The organism is Methylobacterium sp. EM32 (genome assembly GCF_040593685.1).
Classification (GTDB): domain Bacteria; phylum Pseudomonadota; class Alphaproteobacteria; order Rhizobiales; family Beijerinckiaceae; genus Methylobacterium.
Map to the genome: position 1 here is coordinate 1 of NZ_JBEXZS010000001.1, position 16,491 is coordinate 16,491.

The 16,491-nt window shown below is 71.3% G+C and carries 11 protein-coding genes and 1 pseudogene; 1 reads left to right on the forward strand and 11 read right to left on the reverse strand.

The window, feature by feature from the left end; genetic code table 11:
* The 9 genes and pseudogenes from ABZT49_RS00005 to ABZT49_RS00045 all read right to left on the reverse strand — a co-directional run.
* Positions 1 to 205 (reverse strand): annotated as a pseudogene (locus ABZT49_RS00005) (ABC transporter permease); the annotation flags it as partial.
* 242 nt (positions 206 to 447) lie between these two features.
* Positions 448 to 1,941, reverse strand: coding sequence for an aldehyde dehydrogenase (locus ABZT49_RS00010; protein ID WP_355281343.1), 1,494 nt, complete (start codon positions 1,939 to 1,941; stop codon positions 448 to 450).
* Between the two features lie 37 nt (positions 1,942 to 1,978).
* Complete coding sequence (locus ABZT49_RS00015; protein ID WP_355281346.1) at positions 1,979 to 2,905, reverse strand: hydroxymethylglutaryl-CoA lyase; 927 nt, start codon at positions 2,903 to 2,905, stop codon at positions 1,979 to 1,981.
* Positions 2,906 to 2,907: 2 nt separating this feature from the next.
* Positions 2,908 to 4,071, reverse strand: a complete 1,164-nt coding sequence (locus tag ABZT49_RS00020; RefSeq protein ID WP_355281349.1) for an iron-containing alcohol dehydrogenase — start codon at positions 4,069 to 4,071, stop codon at positions 2,908 to 2,910.
* Positions 4,072 to 4,119: 48 nt separating this feature from the next.
* Complete coding sequence (locus ABZT49_RS00025; protein ID WP_355281351.1) at positions 4,120 to 5,328, reverse strand: CoA transferase; 1,209 nt, start codon at positions 5,326 to 5,328, stop codon at positions 4,120 to 4,122.
* A complete protein-coding gene (locus ABZT49_RS00030; RefSeq protein WP_355281354.1) occupies positions 5,325 to 5,996 on the reverse strand; it encodes a GntR family transcriptional regulator in 672 nt (223 codons plus the stop codon). Before ABZT49_RS00030 ends, ABZT49_RS00025 begins: the two co-directional genes overlap by 4 nt.
* A gap of 126 nt (positions 5,997 to 6,122) precedes the next feature.
* Positions 6,123 to 7,145, reverse strand: a complete 1,023-nt coding sequence (locus tag ABZT49_RS00035; RefSeq protein WP_355281542.1) for a TRAP transporter substrate-binding protein — start codon at positions 7,143 to 7,145, stop codon at positions 6,123 to 6,125.
* Positions 7,146 to 7,670: 525 nt separating this feature from the next.
* Entirely contained in the window at positions 7,671 to 9,122 is a 1,452-nt protein-coding gene (locus ABZT49_RS00040; RefSeq protein ID WP_355281357.1) for a TIGR00366 family protein, read from the reverse strand.
* A gap of 20 nt (positions 9,123 to 9,142) precedes the next feature.
* Entirely contained in the window at positions 9,143 to 12,505 is a 3,363-nt protein-coding gene (locus ABZT49_RS00045; RefSeq protein ID WP_355281360.1) for a molybdopterin-dependent oxidoreductase, read from the reverse strand.
* 205 nt (positions 12,506 to 12,710) lie between these two features.
* Between ABZT49_RS00045 and ABZT49_RS00050 the strand changes: the two genes are divergently transcribed.
* Positions 12,711 to 13,406, forward strand: coding sequence for a GntR family transcriptional regulator (locus ABZT49_RS00050; RefSeq protein WP_355281363.1), 696 nt, complete (start codon positions 12,711 to 12,713; stop codon positions 13,404 to 13,406).
* Positions 13,407 to 13,446: 40 nt separating this feature from the next.
* Here the strand turns inward: ABZT49_RS00050 and ABZT49_RS00055 are convergent, their stop codons facing one another.
* Positions 13,447 to 14,634, reverse strand: coding sequence for an MFS transporter (locus ABZT49_RS00055; RefSeq protein ID WP_355281366.1), 1,188 nt, complete (start codon positions 14,632 to 14,634; stop codon positions 13,447 to 13,449).
* A 157-nt stretch (positions 14,635 to 14,791) separates the two neighbouring features.
* Complete coding sequence (locus tag ABZT49_RS00060; protein WP_355281369.1) at positions 14,792 to 15,967, reverse strand: MFS transporter; 1,176 nt, start codon at positions 15,965 to 15,967, stop codon at positions 14,792 to 14,794.
* Positions 15,968 to 16,491 lie beyond the last annotated feature (524 nt).

Below are 16,491 nucleotides of genomic sequence, written 5' to 3' on the forward strand. Positions count from 1 at the left end.
CGAGCTCGTCCGACCAGACGATGGGGGCGTGGAAGACGTAGCGGCTGACCACGCCGGCGAGCAGCACCACCACCTCGGCCACCACCAGGAGGGCGGCGACCGCCTCCACGACGAAGCCGATGGTGCCGTCGAGCCACCGCAATCCGGCGTGGCGGCGAGCGGGCGCCGGCAGGGACGGCGTCCCCTCCGCGAGTTCGAGCTGCATGTCGTCCTCCCTGACGCCGCCGTCTCCGGCGCGGCATCCGGGGATCCGGAGCCGGTCAGGACGGTCGGGACGTGTCGTTCGTGGTCGAAGCGGAAAGCGGAGCCGGCGGCCGGTTCATACAATTTCCGATTGATCGCTCGGCGATTGCTGCGCAATCGCTTTCGCGATGCGGAAATTGGCTTCGCTCAGTCGCCGCGCGGGCTCGTGATACGCTTTCCGGAAGAAATCTTCCGGAAAGCGTATCAGACCTTGATGACGAAAGGATCCTGGATCTCGCCGCTCAGCTCGCACCACACGCTCTTGGTCTGCAGGTACTGGTCGATGGCGTGGAGGCCGTTCTGCCGGCCGAGGCCGCTATCCTTGTAGCCGCCGAACGGGGAGTTGAAGGCCATGGCCCGGTAGGTGTTGATCCAGACCGTGCCGGCCTGGAGGCTGCGGGCCATCGTGTGGGCGCGGGTGAGATCCCGCGTCCAGACGCCGGCCGCGAGGCCGAACGGCGTGTCGTTGGCCGCCGTCACCACCTCGCTCTCGTCGTCGAACGGAATCACGCCGAGGACCGGGCCGAAGACCTCCTCCCGCATGAGGCAGTTTCCGGCCGACAGGTTGTGCAGGATGGTGGGCGAGAAGAAGTAGCCCTCGGGAAAATCGGGCACGGACGCACGCTTGCCGCCGACCAGGATCTCGGCGCCGTCGGCGAGGGCGCGCCGCACCATCGCCTCGTCCTTCGCGAGCTGGGCCGCGGTCGCGACCGGCCCCATCTGGGTGGCTGGGTTCATCGGGTCGCCCAGGACGATGCGGCCGGCGCGGGCGACGAGCCTGTCGACGAAGCGCTCGTAGACCGGACGCTGGATATAGGCCCGCGAACCCGCGACGCAGGTCTGCCCCGCCGCCGCGAAGATGCCCGCGAGCACGCCGGCCTCGGCCCGGTCGAGGTCGGCATCCGCGAAGACGATGTTCGGGCTCTTGCCGCCCAGTTCGAGCACGGTGCTGACCAGCCGCTTGCCGGCCGCCGCCGCGATGGCCCGCCCGCCCGCGTCTCCGCCGGTGAAGTTGATCTTCGCCACCTTGGGATGGTCGACCAGGGCCTCGCCCGCGCCCCGCAGGCCCGTCACCACGTTGATCACGCCCGGGGGGATGCCGGCCTCCTCGGCCAGGCGCGCGAGCTCGATGGCGGAGGCCGAGGTGACCTCGGAGGGCTTGATGACGACCGTGTTACCCGCCGCGAGGACCGGCGAGAGGGCCATGATCGTCAGGAAGGTCGGAGAGTTCCAGGGCACGATGACGGCCACGACCCCGAGCGGCTCCCGCAGCGTGTAGTTGAACACGCTGGTGCGATCGAGCGGGATGACGGTGCCCTCGACCTTGTCCGCCAGGCCGCCGAAATAATACAGCCAATCCTGCACGAGGCGGGCCTGGGTGTGCATCTCGGCGTAGAGCTTGCCGTTCTGGGCCGTCTCGAGGGCGGCGATGCGGTCGGCATGCTCCGCGATCGTGTCGCCCCACCGCATCATCAGGCGCCCGCGACGGGTGGGCGACAGGCGCCCCCACGGGCCGTCGAGGGCAGAGGCCGCCGCCTCGACGGCGGCATCGACGTCGGCGGCGGAGGAATCGGCGAAGGTGCCCCAGACCTGGCCGGTCGTCGGATTGTACGACTGGAACGTGCGCCCCTCCGCGGCCGGGGCATCGCGGCCGGCGATGAAGTTCGCGTAGGCGTTGCGGGCAAACGGGACGGTCATGGGATCACTCCGCTTCGGCAGGATCGATGGCCGGGCGTCAGGCGCCCGGAGAGGGGCTCGCGGGCGGGGCGCAACGCTGGGCGACGCGCCAGACCGCGCTGTCGAGGGGCGTGCCGCGCCACTGCGCGAGGCGGCGGTCGCTTTCCAGGAGGAGCGCCTGGTCGATTCCGGTGCGCACGCCCATCGCCTCCAGCATCGACACGACGTCCTCCGTGGCGACGTTGCCGGTGGCGCCGGGCGCGTAGGGGCAGCCGCCCAGCCCGCCGATGGCGGTGTCGAAGTGGACGATGCCGGCCTGAAGCCCGGCCAGGGTGTTGGCGAGCGCACAGCCGCGCGTGTCATGCAGGTGAAGCTCGAACACGACGCCGGGAAAGCGCGCGATCAGCGCCCGCGCCAGGCGGTGGACCTGGACCGGGTCGGCGACGCCGATCGTGTCGCACAGGCCGATCCGCTCGCACCCGCCCTCGACCAGCCGGGCCACGATGGCCTGGATGCGCGCCTCCGGCACCGCCCCCTCGAAGGGGCAGCCGAACACCGTCGACAGCGAGATCCGCCGCCTCAGGCCGTCCGCCCCCGCCGCCGCGTGCAGGTCGAGGATCTCCGAGAGCGAGTCCTCCGTCGAGCGGTTGAGGTTGCGCCGGTTGTGGCCGTCCGTCGCCGAGAAGACGAAGGTCATGCCCTCGATGCCGGCGCGCTGCGCCCGCTCCATGCCGCGCTTGTTGGGGATGAGGGCGTAGGCGCTCACCGGCAGGTGGCGGGTCGCCCGCACGACCTCCTCGGCATCGGCGAGGTTCGGGATCCAGGTCGGATGGGTGAAGGAGGTCACCTCGATCTCGCGCAGGCCGGACGCCGCCAGCTGCTCGATCATCCCGACCTTCTCCTCCGTCGGCATGAAGCGGGTTTCGTTCTGGAGGCCGTCGCGGGGACCGACCTCGGTGATGTGGGCGAGAGCGGGCAGCTGCATCGTCAGGCCTCCGGCCGGAAGGCGCGCCCGAGGATGTCCATCAGGCCCTCGTAGGTGACGTCGCGCGGGTTGGGCCGCACTTGGCGGACATTCGTCAGGCCGTCGCGGGCGAGCGCGTCCATCGCCTCGCGCGGCACCGCGAGGTCGTCGAGATGCACCGGGATGCCGACGTCGCGCGACAGGGCCTCGACCGCCGGCACCGCCCGCTCGGCGCCGTCGCGGACGGAGAGGTGGGCCACCGTCTCGCCGAGCGCCGCCGCGACGTCGCGGTAGCGCGGCAGGGCGGCGACGAGGTTCCAGCGCATCACGTGGGGCAGCAGGACGGCGTTGGCGATGCCGTGCGGGATGTTGAACTGGCCGCCGAGCGGCATCGCCAGGCCGTGCACCATCCCGGTCGCGGCGCTGCCGAAGGCGTAGCCGGCATAGAGGCTCGCCGTCAGCATCGCCTCGCGCGCCCCGAGGTCCTGGCCGTGATGGACGGCGGTGCGCAGGTTCTCGCCGATCAGGCGGATCGCCTTGAGGGCGAAGTCGTCGGTCATCGGCTGGGCGAAGCGCGAGACGTAGGCCTCGATCGCGTGGGTCAGGGCATCCATGCCGGTCGCGGCCGTCACCGGGGCCGGGAGGCCGAGCGTCAGTTCGGGATCGAGGATCGCCGTATCGGCGAGCAGGTACCGGCTGACGATGCCCTTCTTGGTGTGCTGGGCCTTCAGGCTCAGGACGGCGACGTTCGTCACCTCGCTGCCCGTGCCGGCGGTCGTCGGGACGATGATCTTCGGAACGCCCGGGACCGCGACCTTGTCGATGCCGAGATAGTCCTCGACGTTGCCGGGATTCGTGGCCATGACCGAGGCGCATTTCGCGGTGTCGATGGCGCTGCCGCCCCCTAGACCGACGATCAGGTCGCAGTCGCGCGCTCTCACGCGATCGGCGCAGGCGATCACCGTCTCGATGCTCGGATCCGGCTCGACCTCCGAGAAGACCTCGACCTCGCGCCCCGCCAGCAGGTCGCGCGCGCGTCCGGCGATGCCGGCCTTCACGAGGCCGGGATCGGTGACGAGCAGGATCCGGCGCCGGCCGAAGCGGTCGACCTCGTCCGGCAGCTGGTTCAGGGCGCCGCGTCCATGCACCAGTCGCTGGATGGCGGTGAAGATCGCGATGTTCGACAAGGGGCGTGCTTCCGTTGAGGTGAGGCGGGCGGTGGCGTCGCGGCGGGATCAGATCACGCCGTCGTCCTGAAGCTGGTCGATCTCGGCCGGGCTCAGGCCGAGCCGTTCGGACAGGACCTCGCGGGTGTGGCCCCCGAGGGAGGGACCGGCCCAGCGCACCGCACCGGGGGTCTCGGAGAGACGCGGCGTCACGCCCTGCATCGTGAGGCGGCCGTATTCCTCGCTCTCGACCTCCACGACCGCGCCGCGCTCGCGGAAATGCGGGTCCTCAACGATGCCGGCGGCGTCGTTGAGCGGGCCGGCCGGCACGGCGGCCCGCTTGAGGAGGGGGAGGAGCTCGTCGAGCGGCAGCGTTTGCGTCCAGGCCGCCACGAGGTCGTCCAGCTCCTCCTGATGGGCGCCGCGGGCGCGATGCGTCGCGTAGCGCGGGTCGGCGGCGAGGTCGGGCCGGCCCATCGCCTCTGCCAAGCGCTTGAAGATCGCGTCTCCGTTGCCGCCGATGATCACCCATTGCCCGTCGCGCGTCGGGTAGAGGTTGGACGGTGCGATGCCGGGCAGCCGCGTCCCGGTCCGCTGGCGCAGCGAGCCGGTCGCGCCGTACTCCGACAGGACGCTCTCCTGGACCGCCAGCACGGCGTCGGTGATGCCGACATCCACCACCTGCCCCTTGCCGGTCCGCCGACGGGCCTCGAGGGCGGCCACCGTGCCGAGGGCGGCGAAGGTTCCGGCGAGCGAATCGCCGATCGACAGGCCGGCGCGCGGCGGGGGCCGGTCCGGGAAGCCGGCCAGCGCGCGCAAGCCCCCCATCGCCTCGGCGATCGCCCCGAAGCCGACGTCGCGGCTGTAGGGGCCCGTCTGCCCGAAGCCCGAGACCCGGGCGACGATCAGGCCGGGATTGGTCGCCCACAGGTCGTCCGGGCCGAGGCCCCACTTCTCCAGCGTGCCCGGGCGGAAGTTCTCGACCAGGATGTCGGCCTCGAGGAGCAGGGCGCGCGCGATCTCCTGCCCCCGGCCGGTGCGCAGGTCGAGGGTGAGGCTGCGCTTGTTGCGGGCGATGACCGGCCACCACAGCGACTTGCCGTCGAGCTGGACGGCCCCCCATTGCCGCATCACGTCACCGGAATCCGGCGGCTCGATCTTGACGACGTCGGCCCCCAGATCGGCGAGCAGCTGGCCGCAGAACGGGCCGGCGATGAACGAGCCCATCTCGATGACGCGGATCCCCGCGAGGGCGCCGGAATTCGGAATGTGGGTCATGATGCCTTTCCCACGACGGAGAAGCCGCGGACCAGATGCGAGGGCACGTCGGTGAGCCGGCTGCCGATGTTGCGGGAGCGGACGCCGTCGATATGGCCCCCGATCGCCGCGACGGCCTCGTCGACGCGGGACTCGCGGATGAAGGTCAGGATGGCGTGATGCTCGTCCCAGGACCGGTCGCGGCCCTCCACCGTCCAGACTTCCAGCCACCGCGCCCGCGACAGGCGGACCATCAGGTCCTCGACGGCGCGGATGTAGAAGCCGTTATTCGTCAGCCGCGCCAGTTCGACGTGGAAGTCGGAGCCGACCCGATGCCAGGCCGCGCGGGAATCGTCCTCCCGGCAGGAGGCGAGGATCTCCTCGATGACCGCGATGTCGGCCGCGCGCGCGCGCTCGCAGGCGAGCTTCACCACCTCCACCTCGATGACGCGCCGGAACTCGATGGCCTGTTCGAGCTCGTCGAGCGAGATCGGCGTCACGATCCAGCTCCGGTCCTCCCGGGCGACGAGCCCGTCGGTCTCGAGCCGCGCCAGGGCGGCGCGGATCGGGGTCCGCGAGCCGGAGAATCGGCTCTCCAGGGACCGTTCGCTGAACCGCTCGCCGGGCGCCATCTTCAGCGACAGGATGGAATCCCGCAGCTGTTCATAGATCGCCGTCATCTGCGACATGATTGCATCTCCCTGGACCTGCGGCCGCACGCTCGCGCCGCCGCAGCGCCCCTTGCGGGCGCCGACCTGGCCGCGATCTCGAAGCGGCCGAATGCGACGAAGGCGGAGGCCTACGGAGGCGAAGGTCTACAAGGGACCGACGACGTCCTGCAGCTTGTTCCACAGCTCGTCGCCGAACTTGGCCTGCCAGTTCTTGTAGAAGCCGCTCTTGCCGAGCGTGTCGCGGAACGCCGCGCGGTCGACATCCACGAACGTGATCCCCTTGGCCTGCAGGTCCGCGCGCAGGGTGTCGCTGAGCTTGACGACGTCCTGCCGCTGCTCGATCGCCGACCGGTCGATCTCCTTCGCGACGATGGCGCGCAGGTCCGCGGGCAGGCCCGCGAAGGCGCGGCGATTGCCGACCACCCAGAATCCGTCCCAGACGTGATCGGTCATCGCGATGCTGGTCTGAACCTCGTAGAGCTTCGTCGTGTAGATCAGGGGGAGGGCGTTTTCCTGCCCCTCGACGATCTTCGTCTGCAGGGCGGAATAGACCTCGTTGAAGTTGATCGGCGTGGGACTGGCGCCGAGAGACTGGAACAGGGAGGTCAGCATCGGCGCGACCGGCACGCGGATCTTGAAGCCCTTGATGCTGTCCGGCGTCGTGATCTTCCGCGTGGAGGAGCTGACCTGTCTGAAGCCGTTGTTCCAGATCTTGTCGGTGACGAACAAGCCGGATTTGACGATCTGCGCCCGGACGTGGTCGCCGAAGGCGCCGTCCATCGCCCGCCAGACGTGGTCGTAATCGGGAAAGGCGAAGCCCGTGTTCAGCATCCCGCAGGACGGCACCAGCGTCGCGAGGATGGACGACGAGATGTTGAGGATCTCGACCCCGCCGCTGCGCGCCTGCGAGATGAGATCGGTATCCGAGCCGAGTTGATTGGCCGGAAACAGGTTGATCTCGACACGGCCGCCCGTCGCCTCACGGATCCGGGCGATAGCCTCGGCGGCGCGCAGGTTGACCGGATGGGTCGGGTCCTGACCGGTCGCGTATTTCCAGACGAACTCGGCACCTCTGGCGCGCGACGAGACGATCGAGACCAGCGGAAGCGCCGCGAGCCCGGACAGCACCCGTCGCCTGGACGACGTCTTCGTTGCCTCTTTCGTCACGATGGTTCCTCCCGATGATTTTATTGTTCGATCGACGGCGCACGAGATCGACCGCTGCGACGCCGAGCGCACCCGTCGTCATCCGGCAGATGGTCTCGAGCTCGAACGCTTCGACCGCACTCGCGTCCCGGAGCGCGTTGCACGCCTCGATCGCGATATCCGGCTTGGGATACCAATTGGTATCCCTTCGGGGTGAGGTTCGTCAAGACCTAACATCGACGTCACGCGCGAGGCTCGGAAGGGACCGGCCGGCATGCCGGCCGACGTCGCGAACGTCCTGAACTTTGCCTGCCCGCCGGCTCGGTCTGCGCCGCGCGGTCCGAGGGCGCGCCGCGAGGGCGGCGACGACGCGGAATGGATGCGGCGGACGGCGGGGAAGCCCCGTCCCTGCGCGAGGAGGCCGCCGATGCCTGGTCCGACGGCGCCGTGCCCGGCTCGGGACCGGCGACCGCGCGGCCGCCATGTCCGCTGTGTCTCAGCCGCCGGCCCGGTGCGGCGGTGGACCGAACCGGGCTCGCGGGCGCCTTACGGCATCACCGGCGGGGCATAGGCGAAGGTCGTCATCAGGTACGAAGCCAGGATCATCACGATCGGGAAGTGGATGAAGAACTGCATCGACGTGTAGCCGATCAGGTCCTTCGACTTCAGCCCGAGCACGCCGAGCAGCGGCAGCATCCAGAACGGATTGATGAAGTTCGGCAGCGTCTCGGCGATGTTGTACACCATCACGGTCCAGCCGAGATGAGCGCCGACCTCGTTGGCCGCCTTCATGACGTAGGGCGCCTCGATCACCCACTTGCCCCCGGCCGAGGGAATGAAGAAACCGAGCGTCGCCGAGTACAGGCCGACGATGGCCGAGAACGTGCCGGTATCGTGCGCCAGGCTGACGAACCAGTGGGCGATCGTGTCCGACAGGGTGGTCCCGGAGGCGTTCTTCACCCGGGTCAGCATGTAGGCGATCCCGCCGTAGAACGGGAACTGCAGCAGGACGCCGGCGACGCTCGGCATCGCGTGCGAGAAGCTCGTCAGGAAGCTCCGCGGCCGCCAGTGCAGCAGGGCGCCAAGGAGCAGGAAGACGAAGTTGTAGGTGTTGAGGCCCGACAGCGTGATGAGCGGGTTGCCGGCCCGGAAGGTCTCGTAGAGCCACCCCGCCGCCAGGACGACCGTCAGGATCGTCAGGATCGGGCTGAATTCGAGGAAGTCGCCGGGCCGGGTCGGGCGCTGGTCCGCGACCCGCGATTCCGCCAGGCTCACGCCGAGATCGGACGCGGTGACGGCGTTGGCGTCGGACGGCGTGGTAAAATGGCAGATCGCCGCCGAGAGCAGGGTGCCGACGGCGATCACCACGAGGTTCTGCCAGGTCAGGATCGTCTCGTAGAAGCTGATCACGCCGGTGATCGGCATCAGCGAGGCCGGGATGCTGGCGGGGGTTGCCTGGAGCTGAGCGGCCGACGAGCTGATCCCGAGCGTGAAACCGAAGCCGAGGCCGAGATAGCCCGCAGCGCCCGCGGCGCGGTAATCGAGCCGGATGTCGGTGCGGCGGGCGATCTCGCGCACCAGCAGGCCTGAGAAGATCAGGCTCACGCCCCAGTTCACCAGGGATAGGAGGATGCTGACCACGCCGACGAAGACGACGGCGCTCCGGCCGGTCCGCGGCAGGGACGCCGCGCGGCGCATCAGCCGGGCCACCGGCGGCGACACCGCCACGACGTAGCCGCCGACCGCCACGAGGGCCATCTGCATGGTGAACGGAATCAGGCTCCAGAACCCGTCGCCGAAAGCCCGGCTGACGCTCACCGCCTCGCCGCCATGCAGGAGCGCGCCGGCGGCGACCAGGATGGCGGCCAGCAGCACGAAGACGTAGGCGTCGGGAAACCATCGCTCGGCGAAGGCCACCATCACCTGCGACAGGCGCACCAGTACGTTCTCGCGCGGCGGCGGCGCCGCCGCGGCTTTGGGGGCGTGGACAATGTTCATCACGGGCTCCTTCTCGAGAATCAGGCGTCGAGCACGCAATCGGCGAGCGGGACGGCGCGGCAGGTCAGGCAATGGTCGGGGGGGCCGTCATAGGCGGCGAGATGCGCGACCGCCCCGGCCGCGACCCGGACCTGGCAGCTCTCGCACTGGCCGGTGCGGCAGCCGCTCGGCAGGCGGAGCCCGGCGGCCTCCGCCGCGTCGAGCAGCGTCCCCGCCCCGGGCGACCAGCGGAAGGTCTTTTCGCTGCGGGCGAGCGCGATGGTGCGCGGCGCGAGGTCCGCCGGGACCTCCGTCCGGGTGGTGAACAGCTCGCTGGCGATGTCGTAATGCGGCAGCCCCCAGGCGAGGAGGAGCGCGGTCGCGTCCGCCACGAAGGCCTCCGGGCCGCAGATGTAGGCGAGGGGGCGGCGGCCCGGGAACGGTGGGGGAAGCTCGCGCAGGGCGAAGCGGCCGGCCCGGTCGTAGTCCCGGCCGGGGACGTCCTCGGGCGCCGGCCGCGTGAAGACCTGCGTGGCGGTGAAGCCCGGCAGGCGGGGGGCGAGCGCCCGTAGCCGGGCCCCGAACGGATGGGTGCGCCCGTCGCGGCAGATGGAGGCGAGATGGATCGCGGCGGGGCCGGTGCCCGCCTCCGCCAGTGCCTCGAGATAGCTCACGAAGGGGGTGATGCCGATGCCGGCGGCGAACAGGATGACGGGCCGTTCCCCGTCGAGGGGCGGGTTGAAGGTGCCCTGCGGCGGCTCCAGCACCAGGCGCGCGCCCTCCCGGAGCCCGTGGAGATGCGTCGACATCCGCCCCGGCGCCGCATTCCCCGGATCGACACGCTTCACGGCGATCTCGTAGTGCGCGGGGCGCGTAGGCGGCCCGGTGAGGGAGTAGGACCGCGCCAGCCCGTCATCCGTCGCCACCCGCACGTGCTGGCCGGGCCGGAACTCCGCCAGGGGAAAGCCATCCGCGGGGGTGAGCGACAGGGCGACGATATCGGCCGCCTCGCGCCGGACCGCCGCGACCGTGAAGGCGCGCCCGCCGCTCCACCAGCCGCGGCTCCGCTCCTCGTCCCGGACGACCTCGCAGGCGACCGCGCGCAGCGGGACCGAGCCGCTCACCGGATCCCGGTCCGCGTCGGAGAGCGCGTCGTTGACGTTCAGGGTGCCCTCGCCGGTGATCGGGCTGCGCGGCCGGCCGAGGGCTGGGCAATCCTCCCACCAGCCGAATTCCGCGATGACGACGTCGTCCGCGAGCGCCGGGTCGATCCGGGCGCGCAGCCGTGCCGTCCCGTGCGCCGTGCGCAAGACGATCCAGTCGCCGTTGCGGATGGAGCGCGACGCGGCGGCGGCGGGGCTGAGCTCGGCTGCAGGATCGGGGGCCTTGCGGCGCAACGAGGCGACGTGCCGGTGCGAGCTGTGCACGTACCAGCCCGACTTCGCGGTCGAGAGCCAGAGCGGGAGCGCCGGGTCGCCGCCGCCGGCGGGCGGGACGTAGGTGGGCAGGGGCGGCTGGCCATGCGCCAGCAGGAGCTCGGAATAGAGCTCGGCCCGGCCCGTCGGCGTGGCAAAGCCCCGCGGCCGGCCGTCCTCGCCCGGCGCGGCATACTTGCGCTCCGAGAGGACTTGCGGGACGCGAATGCCCTCCGGGCGGGCGCGCAGGTCCGCCACGGTGAGCCCGAGCGGCGCGAGCTGGTGGTTCCAGCCCGCCTCGACCGAGCCGCCGAAGAACGCCTCCGCGTGGCCGAGCCGGCAGGCCAGATCGAACACGATGTCGTAATCCGCCCGCGCCTCGGCGAGCGGCGGGACCATGGCCTGGCGCAGCTGCACCAGCTCCACGGCCTCCTGGGTGATCTCGAAGCCGACCCGCAACGCCTCGCGCTCCCAGGGCATGCTGGCCGGGAGCACGATGTCGGCGTTCTCCGCCGTCGGGTTCAGGAACATGTCGACGTGGACGTGGAAGCCGAGGGCCCGCAGGGCGTCCCGGTTGCGCGACGACGCCCCTTGCGAGACCACGATGTTGGAGCCGAAGCTCATCAGCGCCTCGACCCGGTAGGGCTCGCCCTCGGTCACCGCGCGGGCGAAGTCGCGCGCGGTGATCCAGCCCCTTGACGGCGGGCCGAGGGGCAGCGCCTCGATCCCGAGGGCCTTGGCGCGCTGGTGCGGCGCCAGGAGCCCGTAATCGTTCACGCTGCGGGAGGGCGGCGGCACGGTCCACAGGTTGCCGCCCGCCCGGTCGCTGGCGCCGGTCAGCGCGTAGAGGGAGGCGATCGCCCGCTCGGTCTGGGTCGCGTTGGTGTGCTGCCCGACCCCGGTCCAGGAATGGTAGGCGAGGCGGGACGAGCCCTCGAACAGCGCATTGAACCGGGCGAGGTCGTCGGGCCGAAGGCCGGTGAGCGCCGCGACGTGGTCGGGCGTGTAGGAAGCCGCCTCGCGCTCCAGGAGCGTCAGCGCGGTCGCGCAGGAGAGGGTGCGCCCGTCTCGCGTGCGCAGGACGTCCTCGCCGCGCAGCAGGATCGCCGGATCGTCGGGATCGGCCTTCGCCGGGCGCGGCCCGTCGGGGCCGAGCACCACGTACGAGTCCTCCGCGCCGCCGGGCCACAGCTCGCCCGCCCGGACGAAGCGGCCGGTGTCGCGGTTCACCAGGAACGGCGCGTTGGTCCAGCGTCGCACGAAGGGCCTGTCGTAGCGGCCGGTCGCGATCAGGTGCCGGATCGCCCCGAGGGCGAGGGCGGCATCGGTCCCGGGGCGGATGCGCAGCCACAGATCCGCATCCTCGCCCGAGCCCCCGCGCTTGGGATCGACCACCGCCACCGTCGCGCCGCGGCGGCGCGCGGCCGCGACCCGGGTCGCCTGGGCGAGCCAGGTCCGGGCGGGGTTGTGTCCCCAGAGCACGATCGCCTCCGCGCGGTCGTAATCGGGCACGCCGATGCCGCGCCCGAAGGTCAGTGCCTGGGCGTAGTCCTTGTGCCAGCCGCAGACCTCGACCGCGTAGATCAGGTTCGGGCTGCCGAAGACCCGGATGAAGCGCTCGACCCACTCGAAGCTGTCGACCATCGGCGTGCCGCTCGGCGTCGTCACCGCGAAGGCGACCGCCTCGGCGCCCCGCCGCGCCCGGATCTCGCCGAGGCGACCAGCGATCTCGGCCATGGCCTCGTCCCAGGAGATCGGCACGAAGCCCGGATCGGGATCGTGGCGCGGCCGCGTGCGCCGGAGCGGGACGGTCAGGCGCCGCGGGCTGCCGACCATCTCGGGGGCGGCCCGTCCCTTGGCGCAGAGCGCGCTGCCGGTCGGATGAGCCGGGTTCGGCCGCACCGCGACGAGGCGGTTGTCCTCGACCACGTTGAGGGAGCCGCAGCGCGAGCGGCAGAGCGTGCAGTAGCCGGCCTTGACCTCGGACATCCCGACCTCCCCGGTAGAGCATTTTCCGACGAGCCGGATGCCGGTCGTCGTAGAAAATACTGCAGAATCAAAGACCTGAAGCGCTTCGCGACGCGGCGCGATCGCAAGGCACTTCAGGTAGCGCGTCACGCGCTAGTGTGGAACGCGTGACGCGCTACCGCAAGCGGGATCGCGGCGCGTATAAGAGGCAACCGGAGGGTGAAGAATGGTCAGCCAGCAGACGGACGCCGCACCGATGACCAGCGAGGCCAACCTGCGCGAGCAGGTGCAGCAGCGCCTGCGCCTCGACATCGTGTCGGGGGAGATCGGGCCGGGCACCATCCTGTCGGTGCCGGGCCTCGCGCGGACGCTCGGCATCTCGACGACGCCGGTGCGCGAGGCGCTGCTCCAGCTCTCCGGCGACGGCCTGCTGCAGCCCCTGCGCAACCGCGGCTTCTGCGTCGTCCAGCCGACGCTGGAGGATCTGCGCAACCTGTTCGAGGTCCGGCTCCAGCTCGAGACCTCCGCCTTCGTGAAGCTGGTGCGGTCCGGGCTGGCCGACGTCGCGGAGCTCACACGGCAGGCCGACGCGATTGCCCGGGCGGTGCACACGCGCGACGTGCCGCTCTACCTCGCCGCCGACCGCGCTTTCCACCGGGAGCTCCTGTCCCGTGCCGGCAACGCGGTCCTGACCGGCATCGTCATGCGGCTGCGGGACACGATGCGGCTCTACGGCATCAACTCACCGGCCGGGCTGGCGCGCCAGGAGGAATCGGTCCCCGAGCATTACCGCATCGTCGCGCTCCTGCAGCAGGGCGGTGAGGCCGAGGCGGCGGCGCTCATGCACAAGCACATCATGGATTGGGAGCCGATCTTTTCGGAGTATTTGGGATCTCCGGGTGGCGCGGCGATCCCGGCGTGATCCGGGACAAGGTCTACGACACCGGCGAGACGCCGGGGTTTCACCCCCGGTCCGGCCGCAGGCCCGCCGCCACGGGCAAGGCCACGAGGCACAGGACCGCCATGGCCCAGAACGCGCCTGGACCGAGGCGGCCGTAGAGCACGCCGCCGATGGCAGTGAGAAGCGCGGAGGCCACGCCGAGCCCGAGGGTGCCGTAGAGGGTTTGCGCGGTCGCGGCCACGCGCTCCGGAACCTGCCGGGCGATCAGGCGCATCGCCGCGAGGTGCAGGAGCGCGAAGGTCAGGCCGTGCAGCGGCTGGATGGCGGCCAGCGCCGGGACCGAAGCCGTCGAGGCCATGACCGACCAGCGCAGCGCGCCGACGCCAGCGGCGAGCATCGCCGCCCGGGCGGTGCCGAGGCGGGCCAGCAGCCAGGGGCCGGCGAACACGAAGACGAGCACCTCCGCGGCGACCGCCTCGGACCAGAGCAGGCTGATCGCCCCCGGACCGATGCCGGCCTCGCGCCAGCGGATCACCGCGAAGCCGTCGTTCAGGGCGTGACTGCCGATGACGAGGGCGGCCACGAGGAGCATCTGCCGGAACGGCCGCAGGGCCAGGAGTTCGCGGATGCCGCCGAGTCCGGGACGCGGGAGCCGCTCCCGCGCCGGGGCGGGCGGGACGCGCGCCGCCGCGACCGCCATGACCAGGAACAGGACCCCGCTCGACACGATGATGCTCGCGAGGCCGGCCCGCGCGACGAGCAGTCCGGAGGCGAGAGTCCCGAGCACGAAAGCCGCCGAGCCCGCGCCCCGGACCCAGCCATACGAGAAGGTGCCCTCCCGCTCCGCCGCGGCGAGCGCGAGCGCGTCGGCAAGCGGCGCCAGGGCCGCGATGGCGCCCGCGTGCAGCACGCTCACCGCCAGCAGCGGCCAGAAGCCGGATCCGGCCAGGTAGGCGAAGGAGATCAGCCCGGCCGCCGCGGCGGCGATGCCGAGGACGCCGCGGGTTGCGTCGTAGCGGTCGGCGAGGTGGCCGGCGACGGGCCCCGCGGCGAGGCGCATCAGCGTGCCCACGGCGAGGGCGATCCCGATCTCGCCCGGCGTCAGGCCGCGCTCGCCGAGGAAGCTCGGAAGAAAGGGCGATTCGGTGCCGTAGGCGGCGTAGAGCGAACCCTGGAGCAGCACGAAGGCGGGGAACGAACCCGCCAGTATGCCGGAAGCGGCCTTGCCCGTGCGGGTCCGCGTGTCCATCTCGCTCGCTCCTGGCCGTCACGCCGGGTCGGCCGAGGTGCGGCCGCTCCGCTCCCCCGTCGGGTGCTCATCAGAGTCGCCCCATGCAACTCTGATAAGCTTTTTATTTTTGCATCATTGTCGTCGCCGAACCGGTGACCACTTCGGCGAATGATGCTCAGCCCGGGGCGCCCCCGCCCGAGACCCGGCGGTCCACCATCCACGCGCCCAGCCCGACGGCGGCGACGGCCGCGAGGGTGAAGAACGTCGCCGGAAAGCCGAGAGACTGGGCGACGAGGCCGGCCAGGAGCGGGCTCAACGCCGCGCCCGCCCCGTAGGCCGTCATGACGCCGCCGAGCCCCGCACCGGCATGGCCCGAGCCCCTCATGATCTCGGCCACGAGCGCCGGGATGGCGACGCCGCCGAGACCCATCGCCAGGCCTTCGAGCACCTGGACCGGGATGACCAGCCACCATGACGTCGCGAAGGCCGCGAGGAGGCCGCGGACCACGACCAGGCCGAGGGCCAGGGAGAGCACCCCGGCATGCCCGCGCCCCCTCGCGACGCGGGCGGCGAGCAGCGCGGCCCCGACCATCGTGACCTGCGCGACGACGGTCATCACCCCAGTCGTCAGGCTCGGATCGGCGCCGGCCGCCGTGCGCGCCTGCGCCAGGAACGGCAGCATGGCGCCGTTCGCGGTCTGGTAGGCGAACACGACCGCCGCCAGGATCAGGAGCGGCCTGGTCTCGACCAGGACGCGCAGCGTCGAGCGGTCGTCCTGCTCGCCGCCGCGGGCGGTGCCGTGATCGATGCTGCCCGCGTCGAGGGTGAGCAGGACGCCGCAGGTGGCGACCGCCATGACCACGATGGCGATGGAGACGAAGCCGAGCCCGAGCGTGTAGCCGAGCACGCCCGAGAGGGCGGCGTTCGCGGCGTTGCCCGCGTGGTTGAAGGCCTCGTTGCGCGAGACCCTGTGGCCGTAGGCCCGCTGCCCGACGATGCCGAGGGTCAGGGCCGCGACGAGCGGGGCGATGCTGGTATCGGCGACCCCGATGACGAGCTGCGACAGGCCGATCAGCCACAGGTTGTCGGTGGAGACCAGCGCGATGGCGCCGGCCGCGATGGCGAGAACGGCGAGGCCCAGCCCCGCCCGCTTGTACTCGGTCCGGTCGATCAGGGCGCCGACCGGCGTCGTGGCGAGCAGGCCCGCCAGGCCGGCGAGACCCATGGCGAAGCCCGTCGCGGCCGGATCGAAGCCGCGCTGCTGCAGGTACACGCCGAGGAAGGGGCCGAAACCTTCGCGCGCGCCTGCCAGGGCGAAGTTCAGGGCACCGAGGCTCGCGGCTGGCTGCATCGCGCAGGGTCTCCGACGGTCAGAGAGGGGTCGCAGCCGGCGATCCGGGTACGACGGTCTTCCAAGCAAATTCCTGGCGGGGGAGTCTCCGTCAGGTGAATTCCGGGTCACGGACGGTCGCGACGCGACGGACCGGAGACATCCTTGATGTCGGACCTCACATCGGCTGCCCCGAATTTCGGCGGTGACTGGGCATCACCCCGGCCGTTCGTCGGTTGTCGTCGTCAACCCGGCGCGAAACGGACCGACCGCGTCGGGAATAGCCTTCGCGTTCGATGCGAAGGACAGTCGCGGGGCAAGCGATAACAGTGTGGGGCGGTTCCTGGACGATCGCATGGATGGCGCCGCGCACGTGGTCGCAGGCCTCTCGCGGGATTGAACTGCGACGCGACGAATGGGGTAGAGACCGCAGACTCATCTCCCTCCGCGACCTCAGGACGAGGGCGTGGGTGGGACACGTCTTGCCGATCCGTCGACAGGCTCCGACACCTCCGCGCGAGGTCGCGGATGAGACGTGCTGAACG